Annotated in this window: 16 protein-coding genes; 9 read left to right on the forward strand and 7 right to left on the reverse strand. The window is 61.5% G+C overall.

The window, feature by feature from the left end; all coding sequences use genetic code 11:
- From HK28_RS06915 to spt, 5 genes are all read left to right on the forward strand, one after another.
- Positions 1-1542 (forward strand): lipopolysaccharide biosynthesis protein (locus HK28_RS06915; protein ID WP_369823615.1); only part of this gene is annotated, 1542 nt, incomplete at its 5' end.
- Between the two features lie 7 nt (positions 1543-1549).
- Positions 1550-2680 (forward strand): hypothetical protein, encoded by a 1131-nt coding sequence (locus HK28_RS06920; RefSeq protein WP_086643873.1) that lies wholly within the window; start codon positions 1550-1552, stop codon positions 2678-2680.
- Positions 2680-4470, forward strand: a complete 1791-nt coding sequence (locus tag HK28_RS06925) for a fatty acyl-AMP ligase (RefSeq protein ID WP_086643874.1) — start codon at positions 2680-2682, stop codon at positions 4468-4470. The genes HK28_RS06920 and HK28_RS06925 overlap by 1 nt, the downstream gene beginning before the upstream one ends.
- Before the next feature lie 166 nt (positions 4471-4636).
- Entirely contained in the window at positions 4637-4888 is a 252-nt protein-coding gene (locus HK28_RS06930) for an acyl carrier protein (RefSeq protein ID WP_026398801.1), read from the forward strand.
- 7 nt (positions 4889-4895) lie between these two features.
- Positions 4896-6083: a serine palmitoyltransferase gene (gene spt / locus HK28_RS06935; protein WP_086643875.1), complete on the forward strand. Its 1188-nt coding sequence runs from the start codon at positions 4896-4898 to the stop codon at positions 6081-6083.
- A 468-nt stretch (positions 6084-6551) separates the two neighbouring features.
- Here spt and HK28_RS06940 read toward each other — a convergent pair whose 3' ends face one another.
- Positions 6552-7154: a hypothetical protein gene (locus HK28_RS06940; RefSeq protein WP_086643876.1), complete on the reverse strand. Its 603-nt coding sequence runs from the start codon at positions 7152-7154 to the stop codon at positions 6552-6554.
- A 1-nt stretch (position 7155) separates the two neighbouring features.
- The gene (locus HK28_RS06945; RefSeq protein WP_086643877.1) at positions 7156-7770 is read right to left on the reverse strand and encodes a DUF1826 domain-containing protein; all 615 of its coding nucleotides are present in this window, start codon (positions 7768-7770) and stop codon (positions 7156-7158) included.
- Positions 7771-7844: 74 nt separating this feature from the next.
- On the opposite strand from HK28_RS06945, the gene HK28_RS06950 reads away from it, so the two are divergent.
- Both HK28_RS06950 and HK28_RS06955 read left to right on the forward strand, forming a co-directional pair.
- Entirely contained in the window at positions 7845-9074 is a 1230-nt protein-coding gene (locus HK28_RS06950; protein WP_086643878.1) for a GTP-binding protein, read from the forward strand.
- Positions 9067-9408: a DUF6525 family protein gene (locus HK28_RS06955; RefSeq protein WP_086643879.1), complete on the forward strand. Its 342-nt coding sequence runs from the start codon at positions 9067-9069 to the stop codon at positions 9406-9408. Before HK28_RS06950 ends, HK28_RS06955 begins: the two co-directional genes overlap by 8 nt.
- A gap of 53 nt (positions 9409-9461) precedes the next feature.
- Here HK28_RS06955 and HK28_RS06960 read toward each other — a convergent pair whose 3' ends face one another.
- The 5 genes from HK28_RS06960 to HK28_RS06980 form a co-directional block, all read right to left on the reverse strand.
- Entirely contained in the window at positions 9462-10271 is an 810-nt protein-coding gene (locus HK28_RS06960; RefSeq protein ID WP_086643880.1) for a family 1 encapsulin nanocompartment shell protein, read from the reverse strand.
- 1 nt (position 10272) lies between these two features.
- Positions 10273-11313: a Dyp-type peroxidase gene (locus tag HK28_RS06965; RefSeq protein WP_086643881.1), complete on the reverse strand. Its 1041-nt coding sequence runs from the start codon at positions 11311-11313 to the stop codon at positions 10273-10275.
- A gap of 266 nt (positions 11314-11579) precedes the next feature.
- The gene (locus HK28_RS06970) at positions 11580-12479 is read right to left on the reverse strand and encodes an S-methyl-5'-thioadenosine phosphorylase (protein WP_086643882.1); all 900 of its coding nucleotides are present in this window, start codon (positions 12477-12479) and stop codon (positions 11580-11582) included.
- Entirely contained in the window at positions 12469-13227 is a 759-nt protein-coding gene (locus HK28_RS06975; RefSeq protein ID WP_086643883.1) for a cytochrome c1, read from the reverse strand. The genes HK28_RS06970 and HK28_RS06975 overlap by 11 nt, the downstream gene beginning before the upstream one ends.
- Positions 13224-14441 (reverse strand): cytochrome b N-terminal domain-containing protein, encoded by a 1218-nt coding sequence (locus HK28_RS06980; protein WP_086643884.1) that lies wholly within the window; start codon positions 14439-14441, stop codon positions 13224-13226. The genes HK28_RS06975 and HK28_RS06980 overlap by 4 nt, the downstream gene beginning before the upstream one ends.
- Positions 14442-14644: 203 nt before the next feature.
- Here HK28_RS06980 and hemF point away from each other — a divergent pair, with 203 nt between their 5' ends.
- The gene (gene hemF / locus HK28_RS06985) at positions 14645-15556 is read left to right on the forward strand and encodes an oxygen-dependent coproporphyrinogen oxidase (RefSeq protein WP_086643885.1); all 912 of its coding nucleotides are present in this window, start codon (positions 14645-14647) and stop codon (positions 15554-15556) included.
- 80 nt (positions 15557-15636) lie between these two features.
- On the forward strand, positions 15637-16824 hold the full coding sequence (locus HK28_RS06990) for a hypothetical protein (RefSeq protein WP_143217352.1): 1188 nt from the start codon (positions 15637-15639) through the stop codon (positions 16822-16824).
- Positions 16825-16908 lie beyond the last annotated feature (84 nt).

The following is a 16908-nucleotide window of genomic DNA, read 5'->3' on the forward strand; positions in this document are numbered from 1 at the left end:
ACGTGGCGAAACGAAACTGAGCACCATTCTCGCCGACTGGTCCAAACAAAGACGACCAACATTGCCCGTTTCTGCCGAATGGCCGATACGGCGACTATGACCGAAAGCAGCCAGAACGCCCGGAACTCTCGCGGTCAGCCGCCGCATTCCGACGCCAACGCCCCCGAGGACGCCCATACCGAACAAGACAACGCCTCCCCCCAGAAGCGTATCGTTCGCAATGTCAGCATCCTTATGGCCGGGCGCGCACTTAACGCACCGCTGGCCCTGTTGCACACGTCTCTTGCCATACGGTTACTGGGCGCCCATGATTTCGGCCTGATCGTCCTTCTCTATGCGTTCGCGCGCACGGTTGGAGACATCGCCGACTTTCAGTCGTGGCAGACGGTCCTCAATTTCGGCAGTGAGTCTCTGGGTAGGCGCGACATCAACGCGTTCCATCGGATCCTGCGTTTCGGCCTCACTCTCGATATTGCCGGTGGATTCTTTGGCGCTCTGATCGGCGCGGCCTTCGCGTGGCTGGGACGCGACTGGCTCGGCTGGCCGAACTCGCTCACCCTTCTGGGGCCGTTATACGCCACGAGCATATTCTTCATGGCCTCGGCCACTCCAGTCGGCGTACTTAGGCTTCTGAACAAATACAGCCTGATTTCGGCGCAAAGCGTCGTGGCCACCGTGGTACGGCTGGTTGGGACACTCATATTATGGGCGTGGGGCGGCGGCGTGACCGCGATGGCTGCAGTCTGGATGCTGGCGGAATTCGCATCCTGCGTGACGTTGTTCGGGTTCGCTACGCTGGAATTGGCGAAAAGAGATCTACTGAGGGGCCTTCTGGAGCGCCCGGGGCAAATTTTTGAAGACCTGTTTCGCGGTGGGATCAGTCGCGCATTTCCCGGGGTCTGGCGCTTTGCACTGACAACCAACCTGAACTCGACGCTGACCCTCGCCTTTGGACATATTGGCACTCTGGTGATCGGCGGGATGCTGGGGCCGGTGAGCGCCAGCTACTATCGTGTCGGAAGCCAGATCGCCGCGGGCATCGCGAAGCCCGCGACCCTCGTGCAGTCGACGCTGTACCCGGAGATGACCCGACTCTGGAATAAACGGGATACATTGCATCTGTATGTATTGGCTGTGCGCGCCGCCCTTGCCGCCGGAGCCCTAGGAAGCGCGTTGCTGTGCTTCGCATGGTTTCTCGGAGGACCGATCCTGCAGATCGTAATCGGACCGAATGGAGCAGACGCCCTACCCCTCACGATGTGGTTGCTTGGAGCCGAGGTCGTAGCCATATGGGGATTGCCGCTTGAGCCTCTGTTGTTCACGATGCGCCGGATTGGCGCCGTGATCATCGCCCGAGGCTTGGACGCCATGCTTTATCTGCCACTTCTCGTGCTGACGACCGAGTGGTACGGTCTTGATGGAGCGGGCCCGGCGATACTTGGAGCCACCGTATTTCTTGTCCTTATGCAACTGGGATTTGTCTGGCGACTGAGCGGCTCAAAACCGACGGGCATAGACGCGCCCCCAAAGGATAGTGCGTAACCTACTGATGCGTTTACTCTTTCCCTATATAGCGCAACCTCACCAGACGCTTCATTCCCTCCCGATCGCCATGGAGACCGCCAGCCGCCACCCCGGCGTGGAGGTCCATGTCGCCTGCGCAACCGAGAAGCACCTAGACTACGCGAAGTTCCTTGCCTCGTTTTACCCGGAGGCACAGGTACGATTCGAGCTTCTACACTTGCCAAACTTGATCCGCAGGCAGGTTGAGAAGCACGGACACTCCGTTATTTCGAAGTTTGCGAGCCTGTTTTACAACAAGAATTATTTCTCTACATTTCAGGGCATAGTGGTTCCAGAGAGAACTTCGCTCTATCTCCGCAAGCTCGGCGTCCAAACCCCGCGGATGATCTGGACTCGCCACGGCGCCGGCGACCGCGCCGTCGGGTTCGCTCGTGACGTAAGATTGTTCGATTATGTTCTCATGGCGGGCCGCAAGCTCGAACAGCGCCTGCTCGCCGACGGGTCCATACGACCAGGGCGCTATAAGACCGGCGTCTACGCGAAATTCGACATGGTCCAGCGTATGCAGACGGGACGGCCCCGCCTGTTCCCGAATGATCGTCCAACCGTCATGTACAATCCACACTTCAGCCGTGGACTGTCTTCGTGGCCGCGCTTCGGGCTTAATATCCTTGATCATTTCGCCCGACAGGACCGCTACAACCTCGTTTTCGCGCCGCATTATCGTCTGTTCGACACACGTCGCGCCGAGATTGCGCAGCTAAAACGCGCCTATGGCCATTACGAGCACATGCTGATCGATACAGGCAGCCCGCGCAGCCTCGACATGACCTACACCATGGGCTCCGATCTCTACCTTGGCGACGTCAGCTCTCAGGTGGCGGAGTTTCTGATCCGGCCGCGCCCTTGCCTGTTTCTCAACGCTCACGACGTCGCCTGGCAGGACGATCCGAACTACCGTTTTTGGTCGCTGGGCGACGTCAGGGACAGCGCCGACGACATCGGCGGGGCGATTGATCGGGCGTTTTTCACGCATGAAGATTTCATCGCCAGCCAAAAAGACTATATAGGCGACACTTTCGACCTGAGCGGCGACGCCCCTACAGCGCCAGTCGGGGCGGACGCAATTGTCGATTACCTAAGAATGGCCAGCTGATGACCGTCATATCTCGTGTGGATAACGCTTCTTTGAATCTTGCGTTCCAGAACACAACGCCAGCTCCAGTTCCGAGCGCCTCGGGGCAAAAGCGTCGCCACGGGGATTTCGACACCTTCACCGCAGCACTGGACTACGCTGCGCAAGGTTCGGCTGGCTTCAACATATATTCCGGGCGCGGCGTGCTGCTTGAAGCGCTGTCTTACGCCACTCTCAGAGAACAGGCGCGAGAGATGGCTCTTCGCCTGCTGGCGCTCGGCCTGAAGCCCGGCGACCGCGTCGGCCTGATCGCCGAGAGCGACGGCGATTTCGCGCGTATCTTCTTTGGCTGCCAATACGCCGGACTGGTCGCGACCCCCATGCCGCTGCCCGTCGCCTTCGGCGGACGCGAGGCCTATGTCGCGACCATACGCGGCATGATCGAAAGCTCCGACGCATCCGCTCTCGTGGTCCCGGACGTCATTGGCGGATGGACCGACGAGATTGTCGCCGGCTTTGATTTGAAATTCGGGGGAAACCCGGCCCAACTGGCCACCCTGCCCGCGCCAATGCGCCCGCTTCCTGCAATCAAACCGGAAGCGCTGTCCTATCTTCAGTTCTCATCAGGCAGCACGCGCTTCCCCAAAGGCGTTTGCGTCACCCAAAAATCGGGCATGGCTAACGCGCGCTCCATCGCTCTCGACGGCCTGCAGGTCCGGGAAGACGGGGATCGTTGCGTATCTTGGCTGCCGCTGTACCACGACATGGGTCTCGTCGGGTTTTTCCTGACTCCCATGACCTGCCAGCTGACCGTCGATCTGTTGCCGACCCGCGAATTCGCCCGCCGCCCTCACGTGTGGCTGGAATTGATCTCGCGCAATCGCGGCACCATCTCCTATAGCCCGTCCTTCGGTTACGAACTTTGCGCCCGTCGATCCGGCTCGGGCGACATCGACCTGTCGTGCTGGCGGATCGCTGGTATCGGCGGCGACATGATCCGACCGCACATCCTCGAAGATTTCGGGGAACGCTTCGCCTCCGTCGGCTTCGATCAGCGGGCCTTCGTCGCCAGTTACGGCATGGCCGAAGCCACCTTGGCCATCAGCTTCGCCCCACTGGGGAACGGGATCCAGACCGACACGGTCGATCTGCGCCGTTTGGAGTCCGATGGCGTGGCGATTTCCGCAAACGATCCTTCCCTTTCCCTACGTACGTTCATGCTATGCGGCCGCGTCCTGCCAGGGCACGAAATGGAAGTTCGCGGCCCGGACGGCTCGGCTCTGCCCGAACGGACAGTCGGCGCGATCTACGTGCGCGGGCCGAGCCTGATGAGCGGATATTTCCGCCTGCCCATGGAAACCGCCGAGGCGTTAAGCGCCGACGGTTGGCTGAACACCGGCGACCTTGGCTACATGAAAGACGGGCAAATCGTCGTCACCGGCCGTGCCAAAGACCTGATCATCATCAACGGCCGCAACATTTGGCCGCAGGATCTGGAATGGTGCGCCGAAACCGAGATCGAGACGCTTCGCAGCCGCGACGTCGCCGTATTCTCGATAGAGGAAGACGACAGAGAAAAAGTGGTGGCGCTCGTGCAATGCCGCGCGACCACCGATGACGCGCGGGAAGAACTGCGCGACCGCGTCGCAAGCCTGTTTCGCCGTTTGCACGGCGTCGACGTCAATGTCGTGCTGGTGCCCCCACACTCCCTGCCGCAGACATCCTCCGGCAAGCTGACCCGGGCAAAGGCGAAAACCATGCTGCTATCGGGCGCTTTCGATCCCCGCGACGAAACAGCCAACGCCGCGTGATGCGCCGCGCGCATGACGCGCGCGCGGTGCCGGACCGCTTCTGGCCAGCCATCAGCTTTTAAGCCATAACGACCGCCCTTGGCTCGCACGGCGAGACGCGGCGGCCGTCCACGACGAATAAAACGCCGACGCGCAGCGGCGGACGGCAATGATGAAAGGTGATCCGATGAGCGAAACAATTGAGGATGTATCGGCGCTGATCGTCAACAAGCTGCTGGCCAATCCCAAGGTGCCCCGCGACATAAACGGGTCCAGCAAGATTGTGGAGGATCTGGCGTTCGACTCACTCGCTGTGATGAATTTCGTCATGGAGATCGAGGACGAAATGGACGTTTCCGTGCCGCTCGACCGTCTTGCCGACATCCGTACGGTGGACGACCTTGCGACCTGTATCGTCTCCCTCAAAAACGGCGGTTGAGGTCTGAATGAGCATCTTCGACAAATTCCGCACCGTCGAGCAAAGGCTCGCCCTGCTGACCGCTGGCGGCGGCCGCAACCCGTTCGACGTGATGATCGAACGGCCCGTGTCCTCGACAGTCGGAATCATCGAAGGCCGCGAGACGCTGCTGTTCGGCACGAACAACTATCTCGGACTCAGCCAGTCCCAGCGTGCGATCGACGCCGCGATCGACGCCGTTCGCGCGCGAGGCGTTGGCACCACCGGATCGCGTATCGCCAACGGCACGCAGAGCGTGCACCGGGAGCTTGAGCAACGCATTGCCTCATTCTTCGGGCAGAAGCATTGCATGGTGTTCTCCACCGGATATCAAGCCAATCTCGGGATGATCTCGACCCTCGCCGGCAAAGACGATTACCTGATCCTCGACGCCGACAGCCATGCGAGCATCTACGACGCCAGCCGTCTTGGGCACGCTCAGGTTATACGCTTCAAGCACAACGATCCCGACGACTTGCACAAACGCCTGCGGCGCCTTGAAGGAACGCCCGGCGCCAAACTGGTCGTCGTGGAGGGCATCTATTCGATGACCGGCAATGTCGCGCCACTCAAAGAGATGGCCGCGATCAAACGAGAAACCGGAGCGACGTTGCTCGTCGACGAAGCCCATTCGTTCGGTGTTCTCGGTCCAACCGGTCGCGGCGTCGCCGAGGCTGAAGGCGTCGAGGCGGATGTCGACTTTATCCTCGGCACGTTCTCGAAGAGTCTGGGAACCGTCGGCGGTTACTGCGTCTCCAATCACGACGAGATCGATCTCGTCCGACTGCAGTGCCGCCCCTATATGTTCACGGCCTCCCTGCCGCCGGAAGTGATCGCCGCAACGATGGCCGCGCTTGACGACATGGTCGCCCAGCCGGAACTGCGGACGCAGTTATCCCAAAACGCTGCGCAGTTTCACGCGGGTCTGAAGGGGCTGGGGTTGAACGTCAGCCAGCAGGTCAGCCCGGTCGTGGCGGTGACTCTGGAAACTGTCGAAGAAGCGATTGCTTTGTGGAACAGGCTTCTGGACCTCGGGCTTTACGTCAATCTGAGCCTGCCGCCCGCGACGCCTGACCATCGCCCGCTTTTGCGGTGCTCGGTGATGGCCAGCCATACGAGCGCGCAGATTGCGCGCGCTGTCGAAATCTTCGCCGAAGCGGGCGTAAGTCTCGGTTAACGTAAAGGCAGGGTCCGTATCAGCCCTTATCGGCAAGTAGACGGACCCCGCCGGTTTTTCCGCCGCTCTTACGGCGCCTCAGCATATCGAGGCCCGAGCAGGCGTCCGTTGGCGGGCGTCTGCTTTACCAAAACGCTGTCCAGCCGCCATTTTTGGTACCTCCACCCAATTCGCGTCATTCCAGTTCATCCGACGCCTCCCCCGCTCGGCAGGAGCCACTCGAGCGCGAGGCGATCCGATGCTTACGCAGGATCGGAAAATTTCCTGAAAAAATAAGGATCCGGCGCCTTATCTGTTCACACAAATTCCCGGATGAGGTTCCGGTTCGTTGTTTCGGCGAGCATCATCCGACCAGCCGATTCCGTCTGACCGGATGACGCCCCAGGATCGAATCCAGAACTGATGTCGACGGTACGATTCCAAAACAGCCCTATCGCAACACCGCCGCCGCATACCGAACGACGTCAGTCACGCCCCAAAAAGCGCCGGAGCATCCGGCAACGCCTCCACACAGAGGCCGAAACATACGCTCGACATGCACGAAAACGTCGCCGAGGCGAATTTCTGCGCAGCGCGCCAGCAGAACGCCAACGCGTATGCATCCAACGTAACCATATCCGAAGGAGAGGCGTCCGCATGATTCGCAAGACGAAAATTGCCATCTCCATAAAGGCAAAACACCGACAGCGTCGCCGCGGAAGAGAGAGGGATGGAGAAGCTGTTCCTGAACGGCCTCAGGGTTATGCGTACCTTTCTGGCGACCGCCAACGCGGCGACGAGAGATACGGTCTGTTCGACATCCTCGCTCAGAAAACGACGGTTTTGCGAAATCTTCGCCTTGCCTCTAAGAAACAAGATGGCCTGATCAACACTGCCTGAAAACGCCACACCGTCGTCTACGGGCGCATCATTGACGATATGTTCCGTCCAGTCTCGAGGAACCTGACGCCCCCAGACCACGATGTCGTAAGATGACCCCAAAACGTCGGCAACGACGGCGGGATCTGACGACGCCGTGACCCTTGCGCCAGCATCGTCCCGGCTGGCCGGCCAGCTATCGACTACGAACATTTTAGGTGCGTGCTGCAATGGATTGTTGAACGTTCATTCCGCATGCCCCCACGTGATCGACGGTCAGCAGCAAACGTCGCGTCGAAATGGAAAGCTCGGACAGCGGCGGCGACCGGTGAAGCACGGCTCCTGCGGCCGCCCGCCCCGGATAGAGCAATCCTTTAAGAATCACTATATCTCCGGCAAGTGTTTCGTGAATATCGTCATCATCGGCGCGTTTCCACTGCACGCCGGGGCCGATATAGGTGCAGAGCAACCGCAACCCGACATTGTCGACGTGAAAACGGCGGCAACTGTCGTGGTCAATACACTCCAGTCGAAGACGCACATCGTCTTCTCCGGTCAAATGTCTGTAGTGATGCACTAGCGCCAGAACGTCGTCGACGAGACATGCTGCGGCATTCCCGGCAACGCTCCTCAGCCGGGTCTCCAGAGTTTCCGGCCTGCCCATGTCGAGGAAAAGTTCCGGACCACTCTCAAGATAGGCGAATGAAGCCCCAGAAAGACCTTGATTCAGAACGCGCGGCAAGTGGGCCAGATGACAATCCGGTCGCTCTATCTCGCGCAACGACGAAGGAACCAGCAACCGTCGCTGTGTCGCACATCCGGAGCGCATTTGAATTCCTTGAATTTGTTATGTTATAACATAACATGATACTCGTCTTCGGCGCAACAGTAGGATCAGACCCCATGACGTCCCGCCTTCCCGTCACAGTTCTGTCCGGCTTTCTCGGTGCCGGAAAAACCACGCTGCTCAACCATATCCTGAACAACAGGCAGGGGCTGAAAGTCGCCGTCATCGTCAACGACATGAGCGACGTGAACATCGACGCCGATCTGGTGCGAGAAAACGGCGCCCTGGCCCGCACGGACGAAAAACTCGTCGAACTGAGCAACGGCTGCATCTGCTGCACCCTGCGCGACGATCTCCTGCAGGAGACGCGAAGACTCGTCGAGGAGAAGAGATTCGACTATCTCCTGATAGAATCAACTGGAATCTCGGAACCTTTACCCGTCGCCGCGACATTCGAATTTCGCGATGAAGCCGGGTACAGCCTGTCCGACATTGCCCACCTCGACGCCATGGTGACGGTCGTTGACGCCGCAAACCTGCTGAACGACTACAGTTCGTCCGACTTCCTGCGTGAGAGAGGCGAAAGCGCCGGAGATGATGATGATCGTACGCTTGTCGACCTTCTTGTGGAGCAGATCGAGTTTGCGGACATCGTTATTCTGAACAAGATATCGGCCGCAACAGTTGAGCAGCGGGACGCGGCGAGACAGATCATTCACAGCCTGAACCCGGACGCTGACATCATCGAGACGGATATGGGCGTCGTAGCGCCGGACCGCGTTCTGAACACCGGACGCTTCGATTATGAGAAGGCGCACAAACATCCTCTGTGGTACAAGGAGTTGTTCGAATTTCGTGGCCATGTTCCAGAAACCGAGCAATACGGCGTCCGCAGCTTCGTCTATCGCGCCCGCCGGCCGTTCGTCCCGGAGAGCTTCAAGGCGTTCATCGACGCGTCTTGGCCCGGCGTCATTCGCGCCAAGGGGCATTTCTGGCTGGCCACCCGCCCGGAATGGGTCGGGGAACTCGGCCAGGCGGGCCCAATGGTCCGCACCCAGGCCCTGGGCTTCTGGTGGGGAGCGATCCCGAAAAGCCAATGGCCCGAAAGCCCTGAGTGGGAAGACATGATCCTCTCCAAATGGGACCCGCTATACGCGGACCGCAGGCAGGAGATCGTATTCATCGGCACGTCCGCCATGGACGAAGTCGCAATCCGCAAGGCGCTCGACGCGGCCTTGATCCCGGAGCTGGACGCCGGGCGCTTCGACCCGCTGCTTTACGCGCATTTGCCCGACCCGTTCCCGATCTGGCGTCGCGAGCAGGAGGAGGCCTTCGAGGATGCCTGATCCCGGGCACTCTAATGAACGCACGCTACGAGGCGAGATGTGGCGGCGATATGAAGGCGACGACTGGGACGCTTTCGACGCACTGCCCTGCGCCGTCCGCAGGAGGCTGAACGAGCACAGCTATGACGCGTGGGCGGTCAATGTCCTGATGCTGTGGCGTCATTACAAGCGACAATATGGACGAACGCCTCGTGCGGAGCGGGCTCTGATCCGTTATCTCGATTATTGCGAACGACTGGAGCGGCAGGCGTTCGCCGAGCGACATGCAAAGCGGTTTGGATATCCGTTCGCCCACGACGCCGCCCGGGCGAGCGTCCTGCGTCTGTCTTCCTGACTGTCCAAACTCCCTCCGCCGAGAGCGGAGAGAGCGGAAGTCGTTTCGCGATACTATTCGCCTGCTGCGGGCAGGATCGCGACGGACGCCTCGCTGGTCAGAACACGGAACGTGAAGCTTTCCTGCAGATACAGCTCGACGGATTCCGCCGAATGACTGCTGTAGCCAATGGACAGATCCTGCCCGATATTCAGCTCGAAATCGCCTCCACGGATTGAAAGAACATACACGCCCTCGATGGCGGGCGCGAAAACGATCTTGTTTTCCACCAGGCGCTCGATGTGGCGGAGAACCGGATACCCTTCTTCGTTCCCCCCGCTGACGGCGGCGGAGGCGGCCTCGCCAAGAACGACGGCGTAGGGCCCGTTGACGCCCGCGAGGCGCAACTCGTTCAGCGCATCAGCGATAACCCGGGGGTAGTCCATGACAGATGTCGGCAAGGTAAGCTTGCGGTTCGACGTTCCCTCACGGACGCCCTGAATCCCGGCGGCGGCGTAACCGTCGAACACAGCGCGATCTTCTGCAAAAGCGATCTTCTTCGCCGCATCCTTCAGCGGCTGCCAGTCGGAGTCCAGTGACCCGCGCTCGACGTCGTCAATCGCCTCCCGGCTCAGGGAGAACGGAATACGAAGCTCCACCAGTGGCAAAACCTCGCGACGTAACGCCCGAATTCCCTCCGCGGGGCCGTCAATTTTCGTCGTGTGACCCGTCGTCACTGCGGCAAAGCCGACGCCCTTGGGCTCCGGCGCATCCACGACACGGCGCGCGCCAAGATAGCGCTTCAGCGTGCGTGAGGCCTCGTCCCCGATTTCCGCCCAGGCGGCGTCCGATATGGGAGCGAGATCCCTGTGCAGATTATTCATGTCAGATTTCTTCCTTCAATGAACCGATACCGAGAGATCCCCTGGGCGCCGTCGCTGCAACAGGAGGAACCTCGTCCGCATCATGAACTTCCTCGGCCGCCACGGGCTCTGCGTCCGCAGACGTGGCGTCCAGAAAATCCGCTGTAGGGATAAAAAACAGCGATCCTGTCACGGCGCGGCTGACGTCGAGGAGACGATCATAATTACCCGGCGGCAGGCCGATGAACATGTTGTCGAGCATCCGCTCAATGCGGGCGGGCGATTTGGCGTACCCTATAAAGTAGGTGCCGAACTCCCCCTTGCCGACATCGCCGAATGGCATGTTGTCGCGGAGAATCTGCAACTGCTCGCCGTTTTCTTCGATGTTCGTCAGAACATTGTGTGCGTAGCTGGGTTTGGCGGCCTCCGAAAGCTCGATGTCCGAAAGCTTCTTGCGTCCGACAATTCTTTCCTGCTGCTCAACGGGAATCGCATCCCATTTTTTGAGATCATGCAGGTATTTCTGGATGATCACATAGCTTCCACCAGCGAAATCCGGATCTTCGTCGCCAATTATGGTGGCGGCGACGGCGTCCTGCTTCACCGGGTTTTCCGTCCCGTCCACGAACCCCAGAAGATCGCGCTCGTCAAAATATTTGAACCCATGAACCTCGTCGACCACGACCGCCGAGCCCTCAAGCCGCGAGACGATATTGGACGCGAGTTCGAAGCAGAGGTCCATACGCGCCGCACGGATATGAAACAGCAGATCGCCCGGCGTTGACGGCGCGTGGTGAACGCCGTTGATTTCACGGAACGGGTGAAGTTCCTTTGGACGAGGCGCGCCGAAAGTCTGATCCCACGCCTCCGACCCCACGCCCATCACGCAGGACAGACGACCGTCCGGCGCGCGGAATCCTACACCACGCACAAGCGAGGAGAGATCGGCGCAAAGATCGCGCAGGATCGCGCCGTGCTCGGGCCCGCGATGCAACGTAAGGGTCAGGAAAATCGCGGCGCTCGTCAGTTTCTCCCCGACGGCCTGCGGCGTGGCTGAAGACAAACCCTGCTCTCCCAATTCAGACGTCGTGCAATCAGCGCCACGGCTTTGCTGCGGGCTTCAGCGATCGTCACTCACGATTTTAGACACCTCGGCGCCCTATCGAAAAGCCCCGGCGATACGTTCGCACTTGCCCCCGGGACATTGCCGAACGCCCCAAGCCCGCCGAAAGCGCCCTCGTCATTGAGCGTCTCCTGCCGGGCTCAACCATCTGACTGCTCCGCAAGCACGTGCCCGGGCGCGCTTGCGGACCACGCAGGCCCGTTAGATCAATGCTTCCGAAGCACTCGGCCAGCGACGACTTCCAGCTTGCTCAGCAGGGCGGGGTCGCGGTGCGACGGCGCCGTGATCAGAGCATGCTCCAGCGCCCGGTCACAGCCAGCCGGACACAGGCCACGCGCCTTGCCGAGTTCCGGGATCATAGCCTTCACGAGAGAGCGCGCGTGATCGGCATTGTCGTGCATGACCTTGACCACGGCGTCGACCGTCACGCTGTCGTGGCCGTCGTGCCAGCAGTCGTAATCCGTCACCATGGCGACTGTCGCGTAGCAAATCTCAGCCTCTCGGGCGAGCTTGGCCTCCGGCATGTTGGTCATGCCGATCACGGCGCAACCCCAGCTCCGATACAGTTCACTCTCGGCGCGGGTGGAGAACTGAGGTCCTTCCATCACCAGATACGTGCCCCCGCGCGTATGCGGAACGCCCAGTTCAGCCAGTTTCGCCTGCGCCACGTCGCCTATGCGCGGGCAGACCGGGTCAGCCACGGACACATGCGCGACGCACCCCGTGTCGAAGAAGCTCTTCTCGCGGGCGAAGCTGCGGTCGATGAACTGATCGACAATGACGAAATGCCCCGGCGGTAAATCCTCGCGCAGCGAGCCGACGGCGGAAAGCGAGATAATATCGGTGACGCCCGCGATCTTCATCGCCGCGACATTGGCGCGGTAGTTCACGTGCGAAGGGGGCAGCGGATGGCCCCGGCCGTGCCGCGGCAGGAACACGCAGCGCACGCCGTCCAGCGTGCCGAACAGCAATTCGTCGGATGGCGCGCCCCAGGGCGTCTCAACCTTGCGCCACTCCTTGTTCTCGAGCCCGGCGATGTCATAGAGGCCTGACCCTCCGATGACGCCTATGACGGGGCTCACGCTCTGCGTAGCGTTAGTGGACATTGGACCAGACTCTCCGTTTAAGAATGAAAAGAAGGCAACCGAGGAACAGCAGGTAAAGCGTCACGCGCACGCCGACGCGGCGTCTCTCGTCAAGATGGGGCTGGGCGACCCACGCCAGAAAGGTCGTGACGTCCCGAGCTTCCTGATCCAGCGTCGCCTGCGTGCCGTCGGCATAGACCACCGAGCCGTCATGTAGCGGCGGCGGCATGGCGATGGTCCGCCCCAAAGCGAAGCGGTTGTAGAACGTATCCTTGGCCTCCGTCACGCCCGCAGGCGGCGGCCCATAGCCGGTCAACAGGGCGTAGATACGATCAGGGCCGCCGGGATAGACGAGCGCCAGCCGCGATTGATCGGGCGGGATGACCGCGCCCGGCGTCAGGCCCTGCGCCACAGGCGGCGTAGGGAAAGCATCATCCAGCGTCGCAGGGCGTGTTTTTCCTTCCACGCCGTCTGGAACCGTATGGCTCTCCGCGACGGCCTCAGCCTGATGGTCGTTCAGGCCCATCCCGCGAAGATCGCCGAAATGGACATGCTCCATCCCGTGGCAGTTGGAGCAGACCTGTGCGTAGACGGCGTAGCCGCGCTGAACGCTGGCGAGGTCGAAATGGCCGAGCGGTCCGTCGAAGCTCCACGCCCGTTTCGGCGTAGGGTCATGGTCGCCCTTGGCGGCGAGAGACGACGCCGGAGACAGGAGCGCTGCGACGATGGCGGCGCTCGCCACACCCCGCAGAAGGGACGGTCGGTTCATGGCGCGCGCTTCGCCATCGCGATCTCGCGACGCGAGATCAACGGCATGAGAACAATAAAATGCACGAAGTAATAGAGCGTGGCCGCCTGCCCGACATACAACCACACACCCTGAACATGCCGTGCGCCAGCCATGCCCAGCAGAATGAAAGACACGACCAGCGCAGCCATCCCGGCCCGATAGAACGGACGCTCGCGGGCGGAGCGGACCGGCGACACATCAAGCCATGGCGCTGCGAAGAGCACGAGAATGGAGCCGACCGACGCCAGCAGCCCGCCCAGTTTGGACGGCACCGACTGCAGGACGCCATAGAACGGCAGCAGGTACCATTCGGGCTCGATATTGGGCGGCGTGCGCATCGGATTGGCTGGACGATAATTAGCCGGTTCGACGATCAGATCTGGCAAAAAGAACATCACCGCTGCGAGCGCCAGCGCGAAGACGACCAGCGCCAGCCCGTCCTTGGCGGTGAAGTACGGATGGAATGGGAGCGTTTCGTCTGGGCCAACTGACGGACGACCGCTCGGCGTCCCCGGCCCGTAGACATGTAGCGCCGCGATATGCAGCGCGACGACGCCCAGCACCGCGAACGCGAGCGTGAAATGCAGAACGAACAGACGATGCAAAGTCCCGTCGCCTGGATGATCGCCGCCGAGGAACATGCGCTCCAGGACAGGCCCCACGCCCGGGACTGCGGCGATCGCCTTCCCGGCGACGTCGGCGCCCCAGTAGGACATCTGCCCCCACGGCAACACGTAACCAGCGAAAGCGTTGACAAGCACCATGGCGAACAGCGTCATGCCGACCAGCCAGAGCAATTCACGCGGCGCCTTGTAGGAGCCGTAATAAAGACCCCTGAACAAGTGCAGATACAGCGCGCCGACGAACAGGCTGGCGCCGGTCATATGCATCGAGCGCAAAAGCCAGCCGCCGGGGACGCGCCGCTCGATCTCCTCAATTGAAGCGAAAGCGGCCGTGGCGCTGGGCGTATAGTGCAGGGCCAGCGCCAGACCGGACAACAGCATCAACGCCAGCGCCACCGTCAGCATCGCGCCGACCGTCCACAATGCGTTGAGGGAACGCGGCATCGGGAAACGCACGTATTCGCGCTTAAAGGCGCCGACCACCGGGAGTCGGGCGTCGATCCAGCCAAGCGCGCCCGCCGGACAGCCTTCGGAGCAGTCGGTGTCGTGGTCTGAAGGCGCCGTCGCCATGCGCATTCCCTCTCGAAGTCGAAAAACCGGAAATCGGTTGCGCGACCAGAGCCCGCGCGCCTGTTTAACGACCGAGCCGCCACTCTTGCAATGAGGCCGACCTTGCAATGATCGGCTGGATGGCGCACCCGTCTTGCGCGACTGGCGACGCCGCATGAACTCAGCGCGTGCGACCGGGCGAGCAAACAGGCGGAGGCCCCGATATGGAACAGTCAGAGAACATCGGCGCGACGCATGAGGCGATGAAGGCCGAGGCCCGGAGCTGGTTCGAAACGCTGCGCGATCGGATCTGCGACGCGTTCGAAGCGATCGAACAGGACGCGGTAGAACGCGGGACGCAGACCCTGCCGGGCCGGGAGGCCGCCGGACGCTTCGAGCGAAAAAGCTGGTCGCGTGAGGATGAAAGCGGCGGGCATGGCGGCGGCGGCGTGATGAGTCTGATGCGCGGGCGGGTGTTCGAGAAGGTCGGCGTCAATGTGTCGACCGTGCAGGGCGAATTCAGCCCCGAGTTCCGCAAGACCATTCCCGGCGCCGCCGAAGACCCGCGCTTCTTCGCCACGGGGATCAGCCTCGTCGCACATATGAGCAGCCCCCTGGTTCCCGCCGCGCATTTCAACACACGCATGATCGTCACTACTGAAGGCTGGTTCGGCGGCGGCGGCGACATCACCCCCATGTTTCCCGAAAGCGCAGAAGCGCAGGACGACGCCGCCCGCTTTCACAAAGGGTTCGAAACCGCGTGCGACCGCCACGACCCGGAGTACTATCCGCGCTTCAAGGCGTGGTGTGACAAGTATTTCTATCTGCCGCATCGCATGGAACCGCGCGGGCTGGGCGGAATTTTCTACGACCACCTGCGCAGCGGCGACGCAAGGCGCGACTTCGCCTTTACGCGCGACGTCGGGCTTGCCTTTTTGGAAACCTATCCCGAGGTTGTCCGCGCCCGCATGTTGGAACCCTGGACGCCCGAACAGCGCGAAGCGCAGCTGATCCGGCGCGGGCGCTATGTCGAGTTCAACCTACTGCACGACCGGGGCACGCTGTTCGGGCTTCGGACCAACGGCAACACAGAAGCCATCCTGATGAGCCTGCCGCCGGAGGTGAAATGGCCCTGATTTTGCCGCAGACACGCTTTAACCTGGTTGTAAGGTCGGTCGTTTGAACTGATAAAGCGATGAAGGGAGTCTGGAGTCACGTGCCTGAGGCCGATCACGACGTAACTGAAGACGGGAGCAAAGCCCCACGACGTCGCGAGCGAAAGCCGCCGCTGAACGTCTCGGGCCGCCGCGAGGTCCTGAAAACTGTCGGCGTCGGCGTCGGGACGTTGGCTGCCGCCCGCTGCGGCCTTCTGCATGCCGCGACGCTTCAGCGCGCGCAATTCGCACGCCCCAACATCGAGACAGTAGCGCAGATCACAGCCGCCACCGCGATCGGCACGCCGACCTTTATCGTGGCTGGAAACGCAGCCCCGGCACGCTGGGCGCCGCTGATCGCCTCGAGTTTTTCGGAAACACTCTCCACCGACTCCCCGATCGTCTTGCGAAAGACCGGCGGCCAGGACGGCGTGACGGGAGCGAACCTGTTTGACTCACTTGCGTCCGCAGACGAGAGCGGCAGCGCGCTTCTGGCGCCGGGCGCGGCCATCCTCGCCGCCCAGGCCGGCGATCCGCGCGTGCATTTCGACTATCAACGCTGGCTACCCGTGCTGCTCAGCGTCAGCGCCCCTATTGCCGTCGGACGCGTGGACTTCCGGCGCAGCTTACGCACCATGCTGAAGGATCGCCCTGTTCGGGTGGCAGTTTCCGCGCCGAACGGACTGGAATTGCCGACCATGCTCGCGCTGACGATCCTGTCGATGCGGGTGATTCCGATCAGCGGCTTCGGCGGAGCAGATGCAGCGATAGGCGCTCTGCGCCGCGGCGAGGTCGACGTAGTACAACTCCCCGCTGACTCCGCCCGCCCTGACTTATTACAGAGCTTGGCCGCGGAGGGTTTCGAACCACTTTTCGCCACCACGCCGACTGTTGATCCGAGCGTCTCCGTCGCCCAGGATTTCACCACCCGCTATGAGGCGTTGCGAGGTCGCGCACCCACGCACCCGCTGTACCCCGCATTCAAAGCCACTGCTGCAGCCGCCTGCATCGACATGGCGCTCGTGCTGCCCATGCTCACGCCGCCCGCCCAGGCCGCACGTTGGAGGCACGCCGCAACACTGGCGGCCGCCCTGCCTGAAGCCGCTGCGATGGCAAAAAATGATGGCGGTCGCTTGATAGCGGGTACTGACGACGCTTCCGTCTATGCCGCGTTGGCGCCAGACCTCTCGGCCATACTCGCTCTGCGACGGTGGCTCGCGGAGCACGGACCATCCTGGCGAGTAGGCTGATCTGGCAGAATCTGGCTGGCGGGCAGCCCACGATTTGGGATGATTGTTTCATCAAGTGATATGGTTTGGAGCCGCTATTGGCCG

The organism is Acetobacter sp. DsW_063, assembly GCF_002153745.1.
Taxonomy (GTDB): Bacteria; Pseudomonadota; Alphaproteobacteria; order Acetobacterales; family Acetobacteraceae; genus Acetobacter.